The sequence below is a fragment of the Pseudoalteromonas sp. NS-SX12 genome (assembly GCF_057367955.1).
The window spans coordinates 1,520,658-1,542,438 of sequence record NZ_CM170634.1 but is presented as its reverse complement, the minus strand read 5'-3'; the positions used below and the strand labels follow the sequence as shown (position 1 = coordinate 1,542,438).

Genomic DNA, 21,781 nt, shown 5'->3' with positions numbered 1-21,781 from the left:
CGCGCCGATTCTAGTGTTAGTGATGATTTAAATCAAGGAAAACAGGCCGCGCAAAATATAACCTACTGAATGTTAAAGTTTAAGAATCAACGGGTGAGTAAAATACCAAATTTACTTGAGTTAACTATCTAAACTAGGTATCTTTTGGCATTTGAAAATCAAACTTACCAAGGAGTGGTGAACTGATTTAGAGGTGCAGTTTAAATGCCGAATAAGCTTAAGTTGCTGGTAGTGACACCAGACATTAAGCTATCAACTCAGCTAGTTGATGCATTAAAAAATGTCGATGTATTTGATATTGAGCTAAAGGGTAATAGTTTAGAGGCACTCGATTTACTGAAGAAGCACTCTTTCAACCTGATAATCACCGATCTTGCTATTGGCGAAATTGATGGTTGGCGCTTTTCACGCATGGTGCGCTCAGGCTTGCTGGCAACTGCAAAAAATACACCTATCGTATTGATACCTCCTACCTATTGTGAACGCATTGCTGAAACAACCGCTCGCGCGTATGGTATTGATGCCATTTTACAGCACGACAAATTAAACAAACTTCCGCATTTACTAGCTAATATTTTATCTGAGCACACCGATAAAAGCAGCCGGTTACCACTATTACTGGTTGAATCTAACGAGCAACGCGCTGCACAAATTCGCCATGATTTAGAGCTTGGTTTTGCCATCAGCACAACCGATAACTGCGCCGATGCACAAACCTTAATCCAGCAATATAACTACGCCATCGTCCTTGTTGATGCTACCCATGGCAGCTTTGAGCGCGTAAATAACTTTTTGCAGCAATTACGTATACACAAACCGAACCAAGCTGTTGTAACCATTATCGATAGCCAAGATGCTGATTTTGCGGAACAACTGCTGCTGTTAGGTGTTACCGACTTTATTCGCTTGCCGTTTAATCACAACATTATTAATAAAGTATGTGAGCAGGCTGCGCGCCGTGAAGATTTTATGGTGAGTTATGATGAATTCGCTGAAAAAGTAGAACTGCTTAGTAAAAGCCAACAAGGTTATAAAGACTTATTCTCTGCCCACCAACGTATTTTAATGCACTTAAATACCTCGGTAATTGAAATTGACCAAGCCCATAATATTTGTTTTTTAAATCCCGCTTGGGAAGCTTTAACTGGTAATCGATTGCAATCTAGTCTAGGCAAACCGCTAGCCAGCTTTTTCCCTCAGCATGAGGCTGAAAAACTCGAAAAGCTCATTTGCGCAATTAATATGAAGCCTGGCAGCAAAGACAAACTAGAACTACAAATAAACCATAAACTTGGCCACCAAATTTGGATTGAGTGCAAGTTGCAATCAATTAAAGAGCGCCAAGCTAAAAGTAATATCACGCTAAGTATCGATAACATTGATGAACGAAAACAAGCTGAATTTAGCCTACAACATTTAGCCCATCACGATACATTGACCAATTTGCACAACCGCTACTTCTTTGACCAACAGCTCAACCTATTTTGCCAAAACGTATCAAACGGCCAACAACACGCACTGCTCTATATCGATCTAGACCACTTCAAAATTATTAATGACTCGCAAGGCCACCAACAAGGCGACAAAGTACTGCAAAAAGTTGCAGAGTTATTCGAGCAATGTGTGTCTGGCGATGCCTTGGTATGTCGTTTAGGCGGCGATGAGTTTGCCATTATTTTAGAAAATACCGATTTACTCGATGCCCATATGATTGGCGAGAGCTTATGTCAAACTATTGAGAATCAGAGCTTTCGCTTTGGTGAACAAAGCTATTCAATTAGCTGCTCAATCGGTTTAACGCAAATTGATAATAAAAACTGCGATGCCAGCGAATGTTTAAAGCAAGCGGATATTGCGCTCTACGTTGCTAAAAGCCGTGGCCGTAATATCGTTCATTGTTATTCAGATTCAGATGCAAAAAGTAAGCAGTTACTATCAGGAATAACATGGGCTCACAGTGTAAAAGAAGCGCTTAAAGCACAAAGCCTTACCATGCACTTTCAGCCAATATGGTGCTACAAAGAGCAAAAAGTGAGTTATTATGAAGCGCTTGTTCGTTTAATTGTAAATGATGAAATTATTTATCCGAACCAGTTTATTCCGTCATTAGAGCTAGTGACTGATATCGATTTACTCGACCAAAATGTAATAGAAAAAACTATCGCATTATTAGGTGAATACCCTGAATTAAACAAAGTCGCAATCAACCTTTCTGCACAAGCCTTTAACAACGCCAACCTGTTAAACACCATAGCGCAAAGTTTAAAGCTGCATAATGTAAGCCCAGATAGACTCACCTTCGAAATTACAGAGTCAGCGAGTATTAGCAATCTTGTCGCGACCACGGCGATGATCACCCAGCTGCAAAAAATTGGCTGTCAGTTCTCGATTGATGACTTTGGCACAGGTTTTAGTACCTTTAGCTACCTAAAGCAATTGCCTGCGAATCAAGTAAAAATTGATGGTTCATTTGTTAAAGATATGACCCAAGATAACATTGATAAAGCGCTGGTTAACGCCATTAAAGACATCAGTCATTCACTCGGTAAAACCTGTGTTGCCGAATACGTGGAAGACCAAGAAACCTTTGAATTACTTAAAGAAATTGGTGTTGACTACGCACAAGGTTACTTTATTGGTAAACCGATGCCGGCGATTGAAATTAAAAAGCTAAAAAACACTTCTGAAAACTCAATCGCTTAACAATTTTTACAAATCAAATTAACAAAACAATAGGAATTCGACCAAAGATTAAGCTAAACTGGTTTTATATGGACATACAGAATAATCATTTCATTTGAGAGTGATTTTGCATAAAAACGGGAGGGACGATGGCTCTGTTTATTATTTTACTGCTAATTGCGAATGTCCTGATTTGCTACTTTTGTTACTTTAAAGCCAGTGAAAAAGGCTACCCTAAAGCAATTTTTGCTGGGTTAGGTGCGATTCCTTATTTTAACCTTGTAGTGTTAGTGTATTTACTATTTTTACCTAACGTAAAAGCTGAAAGCTTATTAAATTCTAAAGCCGCTAGTTAAGCGGCTTTTTTGTTTTTTCTTACTGTGAATTGATTGCATTCAGTTAAAGTTAAAACGTATAACTTTGTGTACTCGCAAGTAGTTTTTCCGCATCAATATCACCCACAACACACTGATTAATCTTAGCTTTGCTATAAACAAAAACAAGATCTTCTTTATTACCCGTCGCGTTATCAATAATAAAGTTAACATAGTGATTTTTACTTAAGCTTTTAAGTCCAGCACCATAATCACATAAGGTTTGCGCCAGAGTTTGGCTCGCAACACGAATATTTTGCTTTCTAGTTTCAGCAACTTTTTTGTGTTTTTCTTTAGTCGTCGATTTTATTTTATTTTTCGCATCGTCACGCTTGTCACGCACCTGTTCTTTTTCTTTTTCAAGTTTGGCTATCTTTGCTTCGAGCTTTTCAATTTCCTTTTTGACCGACTTTTCTTCTTTATCTTTCAGTGCATGTCTGCGCTCTAAATCTAAATCTCGACGAGCACGCTCCACTTCACGTAACTGAAATTCGATTTCACGCTCTTGCTGAGCAAACTCACGGATTTTTTCAGAAGACTCTCGTAGTGCCTCCATCGCTACATGATACGCTTCATTAGCCGCTTCAATGCGCATCTCTTCTGCACGGATCATCACGTCCTCATCATGAAACTCGATATCAGGTTCAAGAAAAAAACGTTTCCAGCTTCCGAAGCCACCAGATAAACCCGATGCACTAATACTAAAGACATAACCTTGGTCTGCAAGATAAGCACCATTAATTTGGCGCACCTTAATACCGGGTTCCGCGTTAAGTGATGCCTTTAAGATATTATTCATAATGGTGATTTCTTTTTGGCTTTTAGCGACCATATTGTTTGCTGGTGTATTGGCAACAACATGACCAGAAAGTAATGCGAGTGAAATCAATAAGCTTGTTTTCGTTTTCATGATTAATTCTCCCATGAGTGGTTTTTGGCAATTGATGACTGTGGTTGTTGTTCAACCTGTTGTGCCAATTCGTTTAATTGCAGGCGAATCAACGCCTGATCTTGTTGACGTACTCGGTTCAAATCGGCAACCAAGGCGCCAATATCTTCTTTGCGCTCCACACGCCCTTGCTCTATGGCCTCTTTAACCAGCGCATAGGTCGCCTGTGCGGTATTTGTCTGCTGCTCAGCCAAAAGGGTTTGCAGTTGCTCATAAGTGACTGTTGAGGCTTGCTTTTGTTGCTCTGCAAAATTAATCGCAAAGCCACTATCTGAAACACTTACTTCGGCACGCATAATAACCAGCGAGCACATTAAAACTGAGCAGGCTAAAGCTGCTGGTGCAAACCAAGCAGCAAAACGATTGCTCTTTGCACTATCGCTCGTTTTCTCAAACCAAGTGGCTTCTCGATTCCACTGTGGAACAGGCGTTTCTTGATACTTTGCCGAAAGCGACTGCCAAGTTTCACTGTTTTCGAGCATTTCTGCATAAACAGCATCTTGTTCAAGCAATTGACGCTCACTTGGTGTAAGTTCACCTGTTTCCAGCCATTTTTCAAAAATACTTTCTAAGTTAGCCATTTAACACCTCCAGTTCTTGGCGCAATTTTGACAGCGCCGTATACAACCGCGATTTAACCGTATTAGTTGATACATCAAGTTGCTGTGCAATTTGTTCAAACGTAAAGTGCTGAAAAAACTTTAATTCCACCACTTCCTTTTGCGTCCAAGGTAAGCCATTTAATAACTGTAAAACTTGCTTATTTTGCTGCGCCATAAACAACATCAAATCAGCAGATTCTGGTTCTTGCATATCCGCTATCAGCATTTCTTGCTTTTCTTCATCGAGTACCTTTTTAGCACGATAAAACTCCACACAACGGCGATTGGTAATTGCGATTGCCCACGTTTTAAAACTCGACTCAAAACGGTAGTTATCGAGCGAACGATAAATACTCATAAAGCTTTCTTGCATGATTTCGAGTGCGTCGTCTGGGTTACTCACCATACGCAAGCAAGTGTGATAAATCGGCTTTTCGTATTGTTTTACTAAATTAAGCCATGCGCGTTTATCACCTTGTTGCGCTTTTTTGATTAGCCCTTTTTCACTTTGAAAGAACACATATTCCCCAAGAGTTTTGTTTCTCTGCTTATATAGTCGAGCGAGTGCTGAAAATAGTTTTAAAAGTTTAAAATTATTTTATCGTGCACATTTTTCAGTAAAGAACGGCTTTAATTTATCGCACAGCAAGCGGAAGTCGCGTATGCGGCCTGAAGTCTTGCGCCATAAAATACCAATATCACGATAAGCGGTATCTTGCGCAGCGCTAAACACCATAGGTTTATGAGATAAAATGCCCGCATTAATTGCCATTTGCGGTAGAAAGGTCACACCAAGTTGACGCTCAACCATACTTAGTAAGGTATGCAAACTTGCTGCTTCAAAGGGATTTATACACTCACTTTTACTCAAATGACACGCACTCAGTGCATGATCGGTAAGACAATGTTCGCGCTCTAGCAAAAACACCGATGACGGTGGCAACAAGTTAAAATCAACCACACCTTCTGCCGCTTGATAATCCTTGTGCCTTACAATATTAAATGGGTCTTGTGCCAAAATATGAGTATGAAACTTATTGGTATTATAAGGCAGTGCCAATAGCGCTACGTCAACTTGGCCTTTTTCTAATTTGTCCAATAAGTTATCGCTAGTATCTTCAATTAAAACCAGCTCGAGTTCAGGAAATTCTTTTACACATAAGTGGTATAAATCAGCCGCAATAAAGCTTGCAACCGTGGGAATAATACCTATGGTTAAATGCCCTTGCAGTGGGTTTAAAAAGCTTTTTGTAAGCTCTTTTACACTAATTGTGTCGTCGATTATCTTGCGAGCTCGTTCAACCACTTCTTCGCCAATCGAGGTAAACATTATGCTGCGGTTTTCACGCTCAATTAGCTGACACCCGAGTGTTTCTTCAAGATTTTGAATTGCGCTACTTAAGGTAGATTGACCAATAAAACAGGCTTCTGCAGCCCGGCCGAAATGCTGATGCTGATGTACTGCAAGCAAGTATTGCAGCTGCTTAATGCTAGGAAGGTTTTTCATCGTAATAACCGATTAATATTCAAATTAATAACGATAAAAACAAATTAACAATGGAAAATCAATTATGTCACTGAGATTTAATCAATTAATTGCGAGTGCTAATAACTCTGTTAAATAAATGAGCGAATAGCGCCGAGTGAAATGAAGCCAAACAAGATTTAATTTGTCTTTTAATGCTATGTTACAACGGCAAAATTACAGCACTGTAAGCGCGCTATGTGAACCGCTAACTTGATTAGCAAGGTGCTATATACAAATTTCAGACAAAAAAAGACCCCATTGCGTATCGCATATGGGGTCTTTTCAAGCTAAAAGTCTTTACACTTGAAGGCCAAAAATAGCCGCCAATACATAGTAGATAACAATAGCTAATACCGCGCCTACTGGCAAGGTAATAACCCAAGAAACAACGATATTTCTTACAACACCTAAATTAAGTGCCGCAATACCACGGGCCATACCAACACCTAGTACCGCACCTACTAACGTTTGTGTCGTTGAAATTGGTAAGCCTGTACCCGATGCAATAACAACCGTTGAAGCAGCCGCAAGCTCTGCAGCAAAACCACGACTTGGTGTTAAGTGCGTAATACCTTCACCAATGGTTTTAATTACTTTCTTACCAAGAATCGCAAGACCGATAACAATACCTAAACCACCTAGTGGTAAAATCCACCAAACGAGTGACGATTTCTTAACGATTTCACCGTTGTGCTCAACAATGCTCACTACTGCAGCAAGTGGACCAATCGCATTTGCTACATCGTTTGAGCCGTGTGCAAACGCCATACAACATGCAGTTACAATCATTAAAATAGCGAATACTTTCTCAACATTGTTAAATTGCATTTCTTTGTCAGCAGCAGGGTCCATTTTAAGACGAGCAATCAATACTTTACCTAACAGCGCAACTAAAACAGCAGCACCGATTGCGATACCGTACCCCATTGCTGTACCAAGGTCTAAACCGATATGCTTTAAGCCTTTTTTGATTGTTACTAACGCCATAACAAATGCTGCAAGACCCATGTACATAGGCACAAAGCGCTTTGCATTGTTAAGTGGTGAATCAGTATCAAAAATTAGTTTCTGTGCACTCATAAAGATAAGGTAAGCAATAAAGCCTGAAATAGCAGGTGTAACAATCCAACTACCTACGATACCCGCAACTTTACCCCATTGAATCGCTTCTGAGCCCACCGCAACCAATGCGAAACCAACAATTGCACCAATAATTGAGTGCGTTGTTGATACAGGCCAACCTAAATATGACGCAACAAGTAACCATACACCAGCAGCTAATAGCGCTGAAATCATACCGATCACTAATGACTCTGGTATGGCAACAAATGCCGATGAGTCAATAATGCCTTTACGTATCGTTGATGTAACCTCACCACCGGCAAGATATGCACCAGCGAATTCAAAAATCATTGCGATAATAATCGCTTGCTTAATTGTTAGCGCTTTTGAGCCAACTGACGTACCCATTGCATTGGCAACGTCGTTCGCACCAATACCATACGCCATGATAAATCCCACTACGGCAGCAATCATCACCAAAGTGGTGCCGTAATTTGCAATAATATCCATCAAGTAACCTTTAACTTAATTTTTATATTAATTTAATTAACGTGCTAGCATCAGCTCTAAACGTGATCCTACACGTTCAGCGATATCTGCTAAGTCACCTACCCACTCGAGAATTTTGTATAAAAACATCACATCGATTGGATTTAATTCATTTTCGATTTCACGTAACTGACGACGCAAAGTGATTTGCATTTCATCGGTGTCACGCTCAATTGCGTCGAGCTCTTCTAGCATGTTTTCAACTAACGTCACCTCACGACCACGGAAACCCGTTTCTAATAGCTCATCAAGTTCATTGATAGCTTTAGAAGCTTGTTTTGTCGCGTCGATGCAGCGGTTTAGGTAAGTAATAAAATCAGCTTGGATTTGCTCAGGGATTTCCATTTCGCGGCCAAGTACACGACCAGCTATGTCCTTAGCCTTATTAGCAATTTTGTCTTGTTGAGTGATCAGTTCAAGAAGATCTGTACGCTCAACTGGCAGGAATAATCCACGAGGAAGTTGCAAACGAATGTCACGCTTAAGTACATCCGCTTTACGTTCTAAATCGCGAATATTAATGCGGATCTCAGATGCTTGTTCCCACTCTTTATTAAACGCATGTTGAAAAAAAGTCGTTAACAAAGCACTGGCTTGATGAACAATTTTTATGTGCTCTTCAATTGGTTTGATAGGAGATTTCGCAAAAACCCCTAAAAATGCATTACTAGCCATAATTGACCCTTAAATTTTAAAAGCGCGCAAATTTTACAGGAATCAGCCAAGTGAGGAAAGGCTTTAACATACAAGTATTACAGTAAGTTGAAATTCCTTAACTTAGATTATCAAACAATTAAATTTACGCTAGTTAATAGACTAAAAAAGTTATGAATACCAAAGCAAAAAAGGGTAAAAGCGAAACCGCTTTTACCCTTTTAAAATAGTTACTTAACTTATTTACCAATAATATCTCGCTCGATATCGTCTTGCGAGGTATGACGAATGTCCTTGCCTTTTACAAAATAAATTACGTACTCAGCAATGTTCTGACAACGGTCACCGATGCGTTCTAATGAGCGTACTGACCACACTAAATCCATAACCTTTGGAATTGAGCGCGGATCTTCCATCATGTAAGTCATGATTTGACGTGTTAACGCTTCATATTCGCGGTCAACTTTGGCATCTTCTTTGTGTACACGAAATGCCGCTTCGGCATCCATTCGGGCAAATGCATCTAATACATCGTGCAGCATCTGCGACACGTGACGACCCATATTGTCGATATTACCCAGCAAGCCTTGCTGATCTTTCGCGGTTGATTCAAGTGCTACTTTTGCAATACGACGCGCTTCATCACCAATGCGCTCTAAATCTGCAATGGTTTTTGCAATCGCCACAACTAAACGCAAGTCACTTGCGGCTGGCTGACGCTTTGCAATAATACGAGTACATTCTTCGTCAATGCTCACTTCCATTGCATTTACTTTGTAATCGCCGTGTTCAACTTTTTTTGCAAGCTCCGCATTACTGTCATTTACCGCATCAAGCGCAGAGTTTAATTGCTGCTCAACCAATCCGCCCATAGCTAAAACATGGTTGCGAACGTTTTCAAGTTCTTGGTTAAAGTTACCTGAAATATGCTTTGAAATATTATGATCCATAACTTTAATCCTTACCCGTAACGACCTGTAATGTAATCTTCAGTTTTCTTTTTCTTCGGCGTGGTGAAAAGCGTATTTGTATCAGAGTATTCAATTAGTTCACCCATATACATAAACGCAGTTTGGTCAGACACACGTGCCGCTTGTTGCATGTTATGCGTAACAATTACAACTGTGTACTTATTTTTTAAATCGTTGATTAGCTCTTCGATTACCAATGTTGAAATTGGGTCAAGTGCCGATGTTGGTTCATCTAACAGTAGTACTTCAGGTTCAATTGCAATTGCACGCGCAATAACCAAACGCTGTTGCTGACCACCTGACAAACCAAATGCGCTGTCGTGCAGACGGTCTTTTACTTCGTCCCAAAGTGCGGCGCCACGTAATGACGATTCAACCACTTCGTCTAATTTACGTTTGTCTTTTACACCTTGTAAGCGTAGGCCATAAACCACATTCTCATAAATTGATTTAGGGAATGGGTTTGGACGCTGGAATACCATACCAACGTTACGGCGAAGCGCTGCAACATCTACACTTTTGTCATAAATATTCTGGTTATGTAGCAAGATTTGACCATCGATACGACACGTATCAACTAAGTCATTCATGCGGTTAATACAACGTAATAACGTTGACTTACCACAACCTGAAGGACCGATAAATGCAGTTACCTGACCCTTTGGAATTTTCATGCTGATATTGCTCAGCGCTTGTTTATCACCGTAGTAAAGGTCTAAGTCTTTAATTTCAAGAGCAGTTTGTTCTGCCGATAAGTTTTCTAAATCAAGCTGTAAGCCAGTTGCAGATTGATTTATTTCTGGAGCAACAGTAATCATTTTTACTAAACCTATTAAACTTTTATCACCGCAGAACAATTAGTGTTCTAACGACCTAAATTTTTCGCGTAAGTGGTTACGAATACCAATTGCTGTGATATTCAGTGCCACAATTACCGCCACAAGTAAAAACGCTGTGGCATAAACTAGCGGGCGTGCCGCTTCAACATTCGGGCTTTGGAAACCAACATCATAGATGTGGAAACCTAAGTGCATAAATTTTCTATCTAAGTGTACAAATGGGAAGTTCATATCAACTGGCAGTGTTGGTGCCATTTTTACTACACCCACTAACATCAGAGGTGCTACTTCACCTGCTGCACGTGCAACCGCAAGAATTAAACCTGTCATAATTGCAGGGCTTGCCATTGGTACAATAATACGCCAAATAGTTTCCGCTTTAGTCGCACCAAGTGCTAACGAACCTTGACGAACTGAACTTGGAATACGTGATAAACCTTCTTCCGTTGATACAATTACAACCGGTAAAGTTAAAATTGCTAATGTCAGTGCTGACCAAATTACACCTGGCGTACCAAACGTTGGGCCAGGTAATGCTTCAGGGTAGAATAATTGGTCAATGCTACCACCTAGCATGTAAACAAAGAAACCTAAGCCAAATACACCGTAAACAATCGATGGTACACCGGCAAGGTTGATTACCGCGATACGAATCATTTTAGTAATTGAATTTTTCGCTGCATATTCGTGTAAGTAAATCGCCGCAATTACACCAAACGGCGTTACGATTACCGCCATTAACATAACCATAAATACGGTACCGAAAATCGCAGGGAATACCCCGCCTTCGGTGTTCGCTTCACGTGGGTCATCGCTAACAAACTTACCAATTTGCTTGAAGTAATGACCTAATTTAGCCATTAAACCCATATCGTTTGGTAGTGTTACGTCTAGCACTTGGTAAAGTGGAATCGTTACTAACTCACCACGCATATCTTTTACAATAACTTGGTCACGCTTTGCCGCATCACGAAACTTAAATAGCTCTTTTTCAAGCACCAAGTATTGCTCACGATAGTCTTTACGCTGAGCCTCAAACTCTGCCACTTTTTCGTGTGTTAATTCGCCTTTAAGGTCGAGCGCTTTTTCTTTTAAACGCAAACGTTCTAAGTCGTAGTTAATATGACCAATTGGGCCGTTTTGCAAATCAAGTGCCGACTCATTAAGTTCAACTGCGCGCTCTACAAGTTGCTCTAGCTCAATTAACTTTTGCGCTTCAGCGACAACTTTACCGTCTTTGATCACACTTTCAATATAACCGTAAAAGTTACCGTTTTTACTACGCTCAAATACTGCTAATTGGCTCGGGGTAGATTGCTCAATAATATCCGTTGCTAAAATCCAACGGAAGTCTAGGTCTACGTATTCACGGTTACCAGTTTTAATCAGTAAACGTTCTACTTCTTCACCCGTAAAACCGTGTAAATCAACATTCGCCGCTTTTAAGCGCTCAACAGGCACCATTTCACGGTCGTAAATTTCACCGATAACGGTTTCTTTAACGTCGCCACGGTGCATTTCAAATTGCGTTACTTCTGACGGCCAAAAGAACCCTAAACCGCGACCTGCAATCATTGCCAGTAGGCCAATTACCGAGATTAAGCTGATACTTACTGCACCACCTGTCATCCAGATCCAAGGTGAGCCAGATTTAAACCACTGCTTCATTTATTAAATCTCCTAACCTTACAGTGAACTATACTTTTCACGTAAACGCTGACGAACAAATTCAGCAATCGTGTTAAAGATAAAGGTGAATATAAACAGTACAAACGCTGCTAAGAATAAGATGCGGTAGTGCGTGCTGCCTACTTCTGATTCTGGCATTTCTACCGCAATGTTTGCTGCAAGCGTACGCATACCTTGGAAAATACTCCAATCCATAATCGGCGTATTACCTGTTGCCATCAATACAATCATGGTTTCACCAACCGCACGGCCTAAACCCATCATCACTGCCGAGAAAATACCTGGGCTTGCTGTTAGTAATACAACGCGAACAAGCGTTTGCCACTGCGTTGCACCAAGTGCAAGCGAGCCATTCGATAAGTGCTTAGGTACACTAAATACCGCATCTTCAGCAATTGAGAAAATTGTTGGAATAACCGCAAAGCCCATCGCAATCCCCACAACTAACGAGTTACGTTGGTCAAAATCAATGCCTAACTCGTTGGTAATATAACGACGTACATCACCATCAAATACCCAAAGCTCTACCGCAGGGCTTAGTGCAAACGAGATATAACCTGCTAGTAATACCACTGGAATGAGTAAGATAGAGTGGCTACCGTCTGGCACTTTGTGGCGAATCGATTCTGGTAAATTTTGCCAGAAGAATGCTGTGAGTATTATCGCCAATGGCGTTAATACTAAAATTAGCATGATTGCAGGTAGGTGAGATTCAATCAGAGGTGCCAACCAAAGACCCGCTAAGAAACCTAAAATTACGGTTGGTAATGCTTCCATAATTTCAACCGTTGGCTTAACGATTCGGCGCTGTTCAGGCGACATAAAATAGGCTGTGTAAATAGCAGCAGAAAGCGCAATCGGTACCGCAAATAGCATCGCATACATTGCTGCTTTAATTGTACCGAATGAGATTGGTACTAACGATAACTTAGCTTCGAAATCGTCACTTGCCGATGTAGACTGCCAAATGTAAGCAGGCTCAGGGTAACCTTCGTACCATACTTCTTGCCACAATGCCGACCAAGATACTTCAGGGTGCTCATTTTCAATATCGACAACAATGAGTTGATTGCCCGCCAGCATTAATGCTGCGTTTGAGCGTGGTGACACCGCAAAGAAATCAATTCCCGCGTCTGCTACTTTACCCGACCACAGCTTGTTTTCACTGGTAGTATAGTAAAGCGATAAATCACCTTGGTTGTTAGTGCTAAAGAATGTACGGCGATAGAATTCACTGTAAAGCCCTGAAATTTCTTTATCACCACTTGCAAAAGCACGGATTTTGGCGAACTTACGACCCGAATCACCATTAATTTCAAACCACTGTGAAATTTCACCGTTGTCGTTAACTAACATTAATGAGTTAGCACCTGACAATAGTTGCATTTTAACTAGGTTGGCATTCTCTTGATTCGCGGCAAGTACTTGAATACGCGTAATATCTTCAATGTCGCGCGTATTGTAAATGTAAATCTTATTAGCCACTCGCACAAATGCACGGCTAAAGTCCGGTGAAATTAATAATTCATCCACTTTGCCTTCAACAGCAATCTCCGCAGTTTCACTTGACCATTCCATTTCACCAGAAAACATATTTTCTTCCGCTGCAAGCATGCTAAACAGAAGACGTTGATCACCGGTTAATGCAAGTACACCAAGTTGATTATCATCGGCAACATAGCTGAACGCGAATTTACGAATTGATGCGCCTTCGTCATCAATCATCACTTCACTTTCACCGAGTGGATACGCAATACTTGGCTTAATGGTACGGCCATTGTTGGCAAATCCTACTTCAAATTTCGGGTTCACAACTTTAATTGCGCCATTTTCAAGACCATAAGCATACATAGCCTGATGCGGTGCAGTGCGTGCAAAGCTGGTTACCGGTGCATCAAATTCCACATTAAAGCTTGTTAGCTTAGTGCCGAATTTCTCACCTTTAATGGTGTAGTAACTCAGCTCGCCAGTTGGTGTGAACAAGTAAGCGATTTCACCTTGCTCTTCCATACCTGCCGCAACGTACTCTTGCGTTTCAGGTAAAGCGAATTGATTTCTCACTTCAACATGTGATGAAGCAAAAATCGGCTGTACTACATACAACAGATAAAAGAAGATCAACAATAAGGCAACCAGTACTAATGTACCGCCTGCCGTAATACTGTATTTGGCGACTTTATCTTTGATCAGTCTGTTTCTATTAGTATTGAATTCAACACTTGGCGGATTGGAACTCATCCATTGGCCCTTACAAATAGAATTAGGATTTAGTTGGCGTGCATTATATTTTGTCAAGATGACAGAAATGTTACAGAGAGTGAAATATTTCGTTTTTATGACCGAAAAGTTACACCGATTATTTAACAAAATTTGACAAAATAAATTGGACAAAAGGCAGTCAATCATCAATACTTAAACAGCTCTACACCTCCATTTAATCCTTTGAATTAGCTAACAATTATTTCTTAATTTGTGTAGAGAGGGTTGCGCTAATTAGATAACGAGACAAGTATATGAAGCAGTTAGTATTAACAATTATTGGTCCTGACCGCTCAGGTCTAGTAGATGAACTATCCTCAGCGGTTTTAGCTAACCATGGCAATTGGTTAGCCAGTAACTTAAGCCACCTTTGCGGCCACTTTGCCGGAATTTTGCAGTTAGAAGTACCTGAAGAACATTTATCGGCACTCGAGGGCGAAATTCACGCCATTCCCGATCTCGAAGTTAAAATTGAAGCTGGGCAAGAACAAGTAACCGACGCAAGCCAACAGCTTAACTTTGTTATTACCAGCAATGACAGACCAGGTATAGTGCAAGAGCTTTCTAGTGTGTTACGCCATAAAGGTGCCTCAATTATTCACTTTAACTCAAAACAACAAAGCGCGCCTAATTGGGGTGTGCCTCTGTTTAACGCAGAAGCTCGGGTAGAATTGCCTGCAGGTTTAAGTAAAGATGATGTGATTGAAGCGCTCGAGTCTATTACGTCTGACTTGATTGTGGATATTGAAACCGAAGCTTAGGGTTTACGATTACCTCATCCGAGTTCAGATTAAATAAAAACGTAAAAAAGGGAGCAAATGCTCCCTTTTTCATAAAAAATTCACAGCGCTAAATTATAAATATTTCGCTAAATACTTTTTAAATATTGGATCTTTACCAGCCAACTCTCGCTGCTCCGCTAAAATATCATGCAATATTTGATTTGATGTAAGCGGATTTGCTAATACAACACGAAATACTACTGTCGGTAAATTATCGTACTGATATGGTGTTAAACGTGTACGCGATACAAATGAGCGCCCTGCTTCACGCTGGCGTTTTTGCATGCTCGCCGTAAAACGATTAAGTGCTGCGTAAATATCTAACTTAGTTTGCTCATCTGCCGTTTTAAGTACTTCTTTAATTTTTTCTGGTACATAGCGATATGTTAACAAGCAAAGTTCTGGTTCAGTAACCAGTTCAAAGTCATCTGTTTGCTTAATAAGTTCAGCAAAATAGCGCGCTTTCTCAAGGCTTTTATCAATTAACATTTCATAGCCTTTGCGACCAATAATTGATAAACACGCATGCACTAACATCGCCATACCAGGGCGACTACCTTCAAGGGTGTGTGAACCTAAATCTTTCGAGCCTTTACGTAAGATATATTCAGCGTGATGTTCTACCACATTGACCGTATCTGGCTCTTTGAAAAGCACAATACCTGCGCCCATGGGCACATACATTTGCTTATGTGCATCTATGGTAATTGAGTCGGCACGTTCGCAACCAGCTAATAACCCACGCGCATTATTAGACAGCATGGTTGCACCGCCCCAAGCGGCATCAATATGAAAATGACAATTGATTTCCTCAGCTAGGTCGGCCATTTCATTAAGCGGGTCAATATTGCCAGTTTCAGTTGTGCCTGCAACACCAACAATTGCCATCACTTTAATGCCTTTTTCTGCTAATTCGTTAGCCTTTTCACGCATTTTAGCAACATCAACACGGTTATTATGATCTGTTTCGATAGATACAATATTACTGCGACCGATGCCTAACACATCAGCAGCTTTACCAAGTGAGTAGTGACCACGCTCTGACACTAAAATAGCTAATCCTTTGTAGCCATAATGCATCATAGCCGCAACTAAACCATCGCTATTTATGCCATTAAAATCGCCATCTGGTTTAAGCAGCTTATTGCGCGCAACCCAAAGTGCTGAAATATTGGCAACCGTGCCGCCTGAACAAAATGCACCTAAGGCATTTTTGGCGTTGTGCATCCACTTACGGTAAAAGGCATCATCTTTGCCGTAAACCATGTGGTGCATCATACCCAATACTTGACGTTCTAATGGTGTAAATGCTTTAGATGTTTCAATTTTTACCAGATTTTGGTTTAACCCCACCATCAACTTTGACAGAGGTAAAACAAAATGCGGTAAGGCCGAAGTCATATGACCAATAAAGCTCGGCGCTGACGTATGTACTGAATGCGCCACCAGCTTTTCCATTAACTCTTGGGCGTGCTCAGATACAAAACGAGGTTCTTCAGGGATATTTGCAGCTTGGAAATCTTTTTCAATTTCATGCAAAGGTTTTTCAACCGCTGCAATATTTTCGTTAAGAAAGCCTGCTAAGTTACTTGATATTTCTTGCTCAATTTTAGCCAAAGTCGAGCCCGGCGCCTCTGGCACCGTAAAAATTCGCATTAAGCTTTCTTCAGACGCTATTGCTGGGCGCACTGCTTGACGTGTTTCATCAACCATACTACTCACTTTACCCAAAAAGTGTTCAAACATATTCATAAAAAAAGGCTGTCAACTCTACTTCAATTACAAGAAAAAGTCTCGCAATTTGCACAATATCTCCATCTACTGCTGTAAAAAACACACTAAATTGACTATTATAAGGTGTTTCAAAACAACATAACCCTTTGCTTGCTATACAGTAAAGCAGTATTTTTCAATTGCGGCAAAAATTAGTTTTTGGCAAGGATGCGCATGTATTATTCAAATCAAGGAATTCGTTGGCTTTTTTTTGCGGGCGTACTGTTTTTAGCAAGCCTTGGCGGCTATGTTTATTACGTTTATTCACACACCTACAACGACATTTTAAAAGAGGTTGATGCTAAACTCTTAAACGCAGCACAAAGTGTTAAATTCATTCTCGGTGACGAATACCACAACAATATTATCGGTCCCGACCACATTGATGAAAAAAGCTACCTATTAAAAAGCAAACAACTCTCTGAGTTTGCCAGCAAGCTCGAACTCGAATACGTATACGCAATGATAAAAGAAGGCGATCAAGTTTACTTCTCTGCGTCTAGTTATACTAACGAGGATATAAAAAACAATAAGCTTACTTATTTTTATGATCTTTACCCTGAAGCGACACAATTAAACGTTAAAGCGTTTTATTCAACAGAGCCTTTATTTGAGCATTCAGAAGATCAGTGGGGCCATTTCCGCACCATATTTTTACCGTTTCAAGCAAAAGACGGGCGCACCTATTTAACTGGCGCCGACATCACCATTAAAGATTTAAATGAACAGCTTGCAGCAAGTGTTAGCCAAGCGGTAATCACAGCAAGTTTCTTTTTCTTTATCGCAACTTTAGTGGGCAGTGCTTATATTTATCTACTAAAACAAAACTTAACCCGCGATCCCGTTACGGGCTACGCAAACCATATTGCACTGGAAAGAAAACTGCAAAGCCATTCACCACTGCACATGCAATTGGCCATAGTATTAGTTAGCAACCTTGAAGATATTAACGGTTTTTACGGCTCCCACATTGGTGATGAAGTAATGCAAAAACTGCTGGCACGTTTAAATAAGTTAAAAAGCACTGAATGTCACCTGTATCGCTTATCTAGCAATAAAATAGCATTGCTATCGCCCAACTTAGACAGCAATGCCTGTTTAAAACTAGTCGAAAATCTAAATAAAAATGCGCCTTTATTATATGACCCGTTTATCTACGTGACCTTATGTGCCGGTATTGCCACTGGCAATAAAACACTGTTAGTTGAAAATGCACGTATTGCAGTTGAACAAGCTAAACGTAGTCGTGAACTTGTGGTGTTTTACTCCGATGCAATGAACATTATTAAAAATCAATATCAGCACAACTTAAAAATTGCCAAAGATGTGCGAGAAGCATTTAAAAATGGCCAAGTTGAAGCGCACTTTCAGCCAATACTCACTATCGACGGTAACGAAACCTTAATGTACGAAGGCTTAGCACGCATTAAGATTAACGATGCTTTATATGAGCCTGATTACTTTTTATCTGTCGTAAATCGCAGTCGCATGGATGGGCAATTAACTCGCATGGTTTTTCTTGATTGCGTTAAGCGCTTTCGCCAAACTAATTTATGCTGGAGCATGAATTTAACTGCGCAAGATATGTTAGATCCAAGCCTGGCGCAATTTCTTGATGATGAATTAAAGCGCTACCCTACACCTCACCATATTTCATTTGAGCTTATCGAAACTGAAGCGATTGCCAACCTAACGGAAATCAAAGGCTTTGTAGAAATGGTAAGAAGACACGGTGCTAAGGTCTTTATCGATGACTTTGGAACTGGTTACTCAAATATTTCGAATATTCTTAAACTAGAAGTCGATGGCTTGAAAATCGATCGCTCTTTAGTCTCACAAATTACCAAAGACGATGAAGTGTTTTTATTTATTCAACACATTGCCAATTTTGCTAAGGAAGTGAACTTAACCTTGATTGCAGAAGGCGTTGAAAACAAGCTCGTTGCCGATAAGCTCGCAAAAGCGGGCATTAAATACGTACAGGGTTTTTACTACGCAAAGCCAGCTAGAGAGCTGGCTCACATATCACAAACTGCTAAAGCGAGTTAAGGTCAATTTGCAGTCGGTGGCTTTGTTGGCCACTGGCCCAGTACTTTCGCTCAAATGGGGTAATTGCAGTATCTGCACTATATGGCGTTACAGACACGTCCACGCCAGCTAAACCAAGTGCAAAGGCAAACTCATCAACGTACGTTTGCCAATTACTTCTTACCTCAAGTTGACCACCAATTTTCACAATATATGGAAATACCGGTGCTCCATGCCAGCGGCGCCCTAAATGTTTAGCTTTAGGCCATGGGTTGGGATACAACAAGTAATGATGTGTCACTTGCCATTGATGCTCAACCACCAAGCGCCAAAAGTCATTTAAATCTGCACGTACCAATAAATACTGGCCGTTTTCAGCTTGCTTGTATTCAACATCATGTTTTTCAATACGATGTGCCGACTTATCAATGCCTATAACTAAGGCATCTGGGTGCTTGCGCGCTAAATTAGCGGTGCTTTCACCTACACCGCAGCATGAATCGAGAATAATCGGCCCAGCGAACTGCTGTACCTTCTTATTGACTTCATCAAAAGCCGTTTGCGTATGCGCTGCAATCGGCTTCTTAAACTCAGAACTTAGGTGCTTACGTACCACTTCTTCTAACTTTTCATTTAGTCCTTGTTGATTCGAACTAATACTTCTTGAATTTGCGTCAGACATAATTTTAGTGGCGAATGCCAACCCCTTTATCAATTAAACGGTATGCAACAGCAAATAACGCACTGATAAACGCAATAATAACTGCAAATGCCGTTGTGATATCTACATCAGATACACCTAAAAAGCCGTATCTAAATGCATTTACCATGTAGATAATCGGATTAAATTGTGAAACGCCTTGCCAAAAATCAGGTAACAAGGTGATTGAATAAAACACGCCACCTAAATAGGTTAGCGGCGTTAAAACAAAGGTGGGGATAATACTAATATCGTCAAAGCTATTGGCGTATACCGCATTAATTAAACCACCAAGCGCAAACACGGCTGCGGTAAGTAATACAGTGGCAAAAATAACGGCAACATTATGAATTTGAATATCAACAAAAAACAGCGACAAAATAGTTACGATAATGCCAACACATAGGCCACGCGCCATACCGCCACCCATATAGCCTAATACAATAATGTAAGTTGGCACTGGCGAAACCAGCAGCTCTTCGATGCTTTTTTGAAATTTCGTTGAATAGAAGCTAGATGCCACATTGGAATAAGAGTTGGTAATCACCGACATCATAATCAGACCCGGTACAATAAACTCCATATAGTTAAAGCCCCCCATATCGCCAATGCGCGAACCAATTAGGTTGCCAAAAATAACAAAATACAATGACATGGTAATGGCAGGTGGCACTAAGGTTTGCACCCAAATACGGGTAAAGCGAATGCACTCTTTGATCCACAGTGTTTTTAATGCAGTAAATTGACTACTCATAATTATTGCTCGCGCCCCTTTTCAACAATCGCAACAAACAGCTCTTCTAATCGATTAGCCTTATTACGCATACTTAGCACCGTATTGCCTGACGCACTTAACGCATCGAATACACCATTTAACCCTTGTGATTTTTCCACATCTACTTCGATGGTATGGTCGTCAATTTCACGAGTTGTGTAACCATCAAGAGAAAATGCCGATGTTGGCTGCTTGAGATCAAGAATAAAGGTTTCTTTATCAAGCTTTGCCAACAGTGACTTCATATTGGTGTTTTCAATTATTTGACCTTTATCGATAATCGCAATGTTTTTACACAACATTTCCGCTTCTTCAAGGTAATGAGTGGTGAGAATAATCGTCACGCCTTGCAAGTTTATTTCTTTTAAGAATTCCCACATCGAACGGCGCAGTTCAATATCAACGCCTGCCGTGGGTTCATCTAAAATCAGCAGCTGCGGTTTGTGCATTAACGCGCGTGCAATCATTAAACGGCGTTTCATACCACCTGATAAGGTGCGCGCTTGCTTATCTTTTTTATCTGCAAGACCTAGTTGCGCCAGTAACTCATCAGCACGCTTATGCGCCTCTGCACGTGGCACGCCGTAGTAACCGGCTTGGTTCACTAAGATTTGGTTAAGTGTTTCAAACTGACTAAAGTTAAATTCCTGCGGTACTAACCCTAAATTAGTTTTAGCCTTACCAAGGTCGGTATCAATATCATGACCAAATACTTTTACCGTGCCTTTGGTTTTATTAACAAGTGAAGAAATCACGCCAATTGTGGTTGATTTGCCAGCACCATTAGCACCTAACAGTGCAAAAAAGTCGCCTTTTTCAACCGTTAAATCAATTCCTTTAACAGCTTGAACACCGTTACTGTAGGTTTTTTCTAAACCAACAATTTCGAGAGCTTTTGTCATTGTGTTTTGCGTTCCAATTTTGGATGGATTAATTAGCAGCCGTAGCCCCAACGTTTAGCTAGCGTATGCTCAATAGAGAGATGATCTAAAATACGCGCCACCATAAAGTTAACCAAGTCTTCAATTGAACTTGGGTTATGATAAAACCCAGGTGCTGCGGGCATAATAGTTACACCTAGTTGCGCTAGCTTATGCATATTTTCAAGGTGAATCGCGCTAAGCGGTGTTTCGCGCACCACCAGCATTAATTGACCTTTTTCTTTAATCACCACATCAGCTGCACGCTCTAATAAGTTGTCAGATGCGCCATGACTAATTGCAGATACAGTACCTGCGCTACACGGACAGACAATCATCTTTTTAGGTGCAGCACTACCCGACGCTACAGGGCTAAACCAGTTATCTTTACCAAATGCTTTTAGTTGATTTGGCTTGGCATTAAATAAGCTTGTCAGTTGCTCAGTTGCCTTTTCTTCGTTGCCCGATAGTTTTACATCTGATTCCGTATCAAGCACCACACGGGCAGCGCTTGATACCAAAACAAATACTTGGTGATTTAACGAAATTAGCGTTTCAATTAATTTTAAACCATACGGCATGCCTGAAGCACCGCTAAGTGCAACGGTAATGGTTTCATTAAACTCATGGTTTTGCGTCATAAAA

Annotated in this window: 19 protein-coding genes; 4 read left to right on the top strand and 15 right to left on the bottom strand. The window is 40.5% G+C overall.

Going from position 1 to position 21,781, the window contains the following annotated elements; translation table 11 throughout:
* The first annotated feature begins 204 nt into the window (after nucleotides 1–204).
* Nucleotides 205–2,703, top strand: coding sequence for an EAL domain-containing protein (locus tag AC2IOM_RS07230; protein ID WP_486357970.1), 2,499 nt, complete (start codon nucleotides 205–207; stop codon nucleotides 2,701–2,703).
* A 128-nt stretch (nucleotides 2,704–2,831) separates the two neighbouring features.
* Entirely contained in the window at nucleotides 2,832–3,038 is a 207-nt protein-coding gene (locus AC2IOM_RS07225) for a hypothetical protein (protein WP_010561903.1), read from the top strand.
* A 49-nt stretch (nucleotides 3,039–3,087) separates the two neighbouring features.
* Here AC2IOM_RS07225 and AC2IOM_RS07220 read toward each other — a convergent pair whose 3' ends face one another.
* From AC2IOM_RS07220 to AC2IOM_RS07175, 10 genes are all read right to left on the bottom strand, one after another.
* Nucleotides 3,088–3,966 (bottom strand): hypothetical protein, encoded by an 879-nt coding sequence (locus AC2IOM_RS07220; RefSeq protein WP_486357969.1) that lies wholly within the window; start codon nucleotides 3,964–3,966, stop codon nucleotides 3,088–3,090.
* A gap of 2 nt (nucleotides 3,967–3,968) precedes the next feature.
* Nucleotides 3,969–4,586: a hypothetical protein gene (locus AC2IOM_RS07215; protein WP_486357968.1), complete on the bottom strand. Its 618-nt coding sequence runs from the start codon at nucleotides 4,584–4,586 to the stop codon at nucleotides 3,969–3,971.
* Complete coding sequence (locus AC2IOM_RS07210) at nucleotides 4,579–5,127, bottom strand: RNA polymerase sigma factor (RefSeq protein ID WP_010561906.1); 549 nt, start codon at nucleotides 5,125–5,127, stop codon at nucleotides 4,579–4,581. The genes AC2IOM_RS07215 and AC2IOM_RS07210 overlap by 8 nt, the downstream gene beginning before the upstream one ends.
* A gap of 78 nt (nucleotides 5,128–5,205) precedes the next feature.
* Complete coding sequence (locus tag AC2IOM_RS07205) at nucleotides 5,206–6,114, bottom strand: hydrogen peroxide-inducible genes activator (RefSeq protein WP_105170443.1); 909 nt, start codon at nucleotides 6,112–6,114, stop codon at nucleotides 5,206–5,208.
* 318 nt (nucleotides 6,115–6,432) lie between these two features.
* Entirely contained in the window at nucleotides 6,433–7,707 is a 1,275-nt protein-coding gene (locus tag AC2IOM_RS07200; protein ID WP_010561908.1) for an inorganic phosphate transporter, read from the bottom strand.
* A 36-nt stretch (nucleotides 7,708–7,743) separates the two neighbouring features.
* Nucleotides 7,744–8,421 carry a TIGR00153 family protein gene (locus AC2IOM_RS07195; protein WP_010561909.1) on the bottom strand — a complete coding sequence of 226 codons (678 nt, stop codon included), beginning with the start codon at nucleotides 8,419–8,421 and terminating at the stop codon, nucleotides 7,744–7,746.
* A gap of 218 nt (nucleotides 8,422–8,639) precedes the next feature.
* Nucleotides 8,640–9,350: a phosphate signaling complex protein PhoU gene (gene phoU, locus AC2IOM_RS07190; protein ID WP_010561910.1), complete on the bottom strand. Its 711-nt coding sequence runs from the start codon at nucleotides 9,348–9,350 to the stop codon at nucleotides 8,640–8,642.
* Nucleotides 9,351–9,361: 11 nt separating this feature from the next.
* The gene (gene pstB / locus AC2IOM_RS07185) at nucleotides 9,362–10,189 is read right to left on the bottom strand and encodes a phosphate ABC transporter ATP-binding protein PstB (RefSeq protein ID WP_010561911.1); all 828 of its coding nucleotides are present in this window, start codon (nucleotides 10,187–10,189) and stop codon (nucleotides 9,362–9,364) included.
* A 39-nt stretch (nucleotides 10,190–10,228) separates the two neighbouring features.
* Nucleotides 10,229–11,878 (bottom strand): phosphate ABC transporter permease PstA, encoded by a 1,650-nt coding sequence (pstA, locus tag AC2IOM_RS07180; protein ID WP_010561912.1) that lies wholly within the window; start codon nucleotides 11,876–11,878, stop codon nucleotides 10,229–10,231.
* 18 nt (nucleotides 11,879–11,896) lie between these two features.
* Nucleotides 11,897–14,137 (bottom strand): ABC transporter permease subunit, encoded by a 2,241-nt coding sequence (locus tag AC2IOM_RS07175; protein WP_486359544.1) that lies wholly within the window; start codon nucleotides 14,135–14,137, stop codon nucleotides 11,897–11,899.
* Between the two features lie 275 nt (nucleotides 14,138–14,412).
* Between AC2IOM_RS07175 and AC2IOM_RS07170 the strand changes: the two genes are divergently transcribed.
* Nucleotides 14,413–14,919 (top strand): glycine cleavage system transcriptional repressor, encoded by a 507-nt coding sequence (locus tag AC2IOM_RS07170; protein ID WP_486359543.1) that lies wholly within the window; start codon nucleotides 14,413–14,415, stop codon nucleotides 14,917–14,919.
* Between the two features lie 93 nt (nucleotides 14,920–15,012).
* On the opposite strand, the gene panP is transcribed toward AC2IOM_RS07170, so the two are convergent.
* Entirely contained in the window at nucleotides 15,013–16,686 is a 1,674-nt protein-coding gene (gene panP, locus AC2IOM_RS07165) for a pyridoxal-dependent aspartate 1-decarboxylase PanP (RefSeq protein WP_395389691.1), read from the bottom strand.
* A gap of 201 nt (nucleotides 16,687–16,887) precedes the next feature.
* On the opposite strand from panP, the gene AC2IOM_RS07160 reads away from it, so the two are divergent.
* The gene (locus tag AC2IOM_RS07160; protein WP_486359542.1) at nucleotides 16,888–18,762 is read left to right on the top strand and encodes an EAL domain-containing protein; all 1,875 of its coding nucleotides are present in this window, start codon (nucleotides 16,888–16,890) and stop codon (nucleotides 18,760–18,762) included.
* Here the strand turns inward: AC2IOM_RS07160 and trmB are convergent.
* From trmB to AC2IOM_RS07140, 4 genes are read right to left on the bottom strand one after another with little or no spacing between them, the layout of a single operon-like run.
* Nucleotides 18,749–19,423, bottom strand: a complete 675-nt coding sequence (gene trmB, locus AC2IOM_RS07155) for a tRNA (guanine(46)-N(7))-methyltransferase TrmB (protein WP_486359541.1) — start codon at nucleotides 19,421–19,423, stop codon at nucleotides 18,749–18,751. The genes AC2IOM_RS07160 and trmB overlap by 14 nt on opposite strands.
* 4 nt (nucleotides 19,424–19,427) lie before the next feature.
* Complete coding sequence (locus tag AC2IOM_RS07150) at nucleotides 19,428–20,195, bottom strand: ABC transporter permease (RefSeq protein WP_010561918.1); 768 nt, start codon at nucleotides 20,193–20,195, stop codon at nucleotides 19,428–19,430.
* 2 nt (nucleotides 20,196–20,197) lie between these two features.
* Nucleotides 20,198–21,118, bottom strand: coding sequence for an ABC transporter ATP-binding protein (locus AC2IOM_RS07145; protein WP_100914022.1), 921 nt, complete (start codon nucleotides 21,116–21,118; stop codon nucleotides 20,198–20,200).
* 32 nt (nucleotides 21,119–21,150) lie between these two features.
* A complete protein-coding gene (locus AC2IOM_RS07140) occupies nucleotides 21,151–21,777 on the bottom strand; it encodes a flavin prenyltransferase UbiX (RefSeq protein ID WP_486359540.1) in 627 nt (208 codons plus the stop codon).
* Between the last annotated feature and the right edge of the window lie 4 nt (nucleotides 21,778–21,781).